Annotated in this window: 2 protein-coding genes and 1 pseudogene; all 3 read left to right on the plus strand. The window is 41.3% G+C overall.

Annotated features, from left to right (window positions below):
• Nucleotides 1-743, plus strand: a 743-nt coding sequence (locus Q0256_RS07250) for a hypothetical protein (protein WP_297961692.1), incomplete at its 5' end; no start/stop codon positions are given.
• A gap of 10 nt (nt 744-753) precedes the next feature.
• Nucleotides 754-1,047, plus strand: a complete 294-nt coding sequence (locus Q0256_RS07255) for a TrbM/KikA/MpfK family conjugal transfer protein (protein WP_297961695.1) — start codon at nt 754-756, stop codon at nt 1,045-1,047.
• Nucleotides 1,044-1,788 (plus strand): annotated as a pseudogene (locus tag Q0256_RS07260) (DUF3991 domain-containing protein); the annotation flags it as partial. The gene Q0256_RS07255 and the pseudogene Q0256_RS07260, both read left to right, overlap by 4 nt.

Raw genomic sequence — 1,788 nt, forward strand, 5'->3', positions numbered from 1 at the left:
GCGACGCGCAAAATATGATCAGTCAGATGCAAAGTATCTACGACAATGTTAAAAATATTCCAAGCGACGTAATGGGCGATATAGCAAGAGTGCAAAACGCATGCTCGTTTTTGGAAAACAATAGCCAATTTTTCGGAATGACGCTAGGAAAAACCAAAAGCTCAATCAAGAGCAAGGTCAATCGCTGCACCTACGCATTGCGAGACGGCGCAAATTTAAGCAAAAGCATAGACGAGCTGACCGAGCAGATGAATAAAGCCGTTGATCCTATTCAAAGAGCGAACTATCAAGCGCAAATCAATAATATAAAGAATGCCGAGAAGTTCCTGCAAGAAAGGGATAACATCGAAAAAACAAATGCTCTGCTGGCCTTTGAAGATACGTTTCATAGCGACGATAAGACCAATCCTTACTCGAAAGCGAAAATGAACGACGATTTAAAGCAGCTTTCAAAGCAGCTAAGCAAGTCAAACAACCAAAAGCAAGCTCAAGCCCTCACGAACTCGATACTGCTTAAAATTTTAGAAAATTTACAGCACCAATACGAGCTGAATATCAACTACACCAGCACGATGGCGACCGGCAAGCAATTAAGCGAGAGTGGCAGCAATAAAAATTTAACCGAAGAGAGCTTTAATCAGTCGGTCGTAGAATACAAGCGCAACGACGCCATATTTGAGCCCGAAACCAAGCAGTTACCGAAAGACGAGCTGGGACTACCAAAATTCGTATATTTCAAATAAAGGGGAAAGAATGAAAAAACTAGTTTTTAGTTTAATCATAGGCGCAATTTTTGCAGCAAGCAGCGCGACCGCAAAAGAGACGAGCGCAAAGGATACGGCAACGAAGACTTCAGCTCCAAAAGAGCTCGGCGACGTATTTACCGGCGATAAGAAGCTAGCATGCGAAGCGGTGCTATGCCTTGCAAGCGCTACGCGCCCGCCCGAGTGCGCTGCAAGCCTTAAAAAATACTATTCGATTACGGCTAAAAAGGCTCACAAGCAGGCTCAAAAAAGAAAAGCATTTTTGGATCTGTGTCCGAGATGAAAGAAAATCTAGTAGAGCTAGCGCTTGATGAAATTTTAAAGAATAACGGCTACTTTGAAAAAAGAGACAAAAGTAGCCGGAACTACAAAACGCTTACGAACGACTACGGCGATACGATAGTCATATCGCGCCAATCAAACGGCCACTACTTATATTTTAATCCAAACGATAGCACCGATCGGGGCAATATTTACAGCTTCGCTAAAAATCGCGGAGTAGAAGTAAAAGATTTAATAGACGAAGACAAAATAAAAGATATAAAAGAGTTACAAAGCAATACTATACTCAAAGCAACTGCTAAAAGAATCGATAATGAAATAATAGAAAAATTTAAAAAATTAGATAAGACGGGCAAAAATTCATTTTTAGTCCTCAAACGAAAATTAAGCGCCGAGCTCTTGGCGCAATTTAGTAGCCTAAAACAAGACGACAAATACCAAAACGCGATCGTACCGACATACACGTTAGCGTCAGTGCAAACGGACGCAGGCACGAAAGAATTTTTAAAGCAAAGCGGAACGATAAACTACCTCTCAAAACCATTAACGCATGATCCGCAGGGAAAAGCATACGATAAGCCCATCAAGCAGCTTTGCAACGGAAATAAAGGGCTAGAAATTTTAAAAGCCGACAACGCACATAAAAGCCCGAAAGAATTTAAAAATATCATAATCAGTGAGAGTATGATCGACACGCTATCGTTTTGCGAAATGAGAGGGATAAATTTACAAGAGACGCTGC

Origin of the sequence: uncultured Campylobacter sp., from assembly GCF_937949835.1 — a bacterium.
GTDB lineage: Bacteria > Campylobacterota > Campylobacteria > Campylobacterales > Campylobacteraceae > Campylobacter_B.

Coding starts and splice junctions, on each gene's coding strand:
- Q0256_RS07255 (WP_297961695.1), top strand. CDS start 754: ATGAAAAAACTAGTTTTTAGTTTAATCATAGGCGCAATTTTTGCAGCA.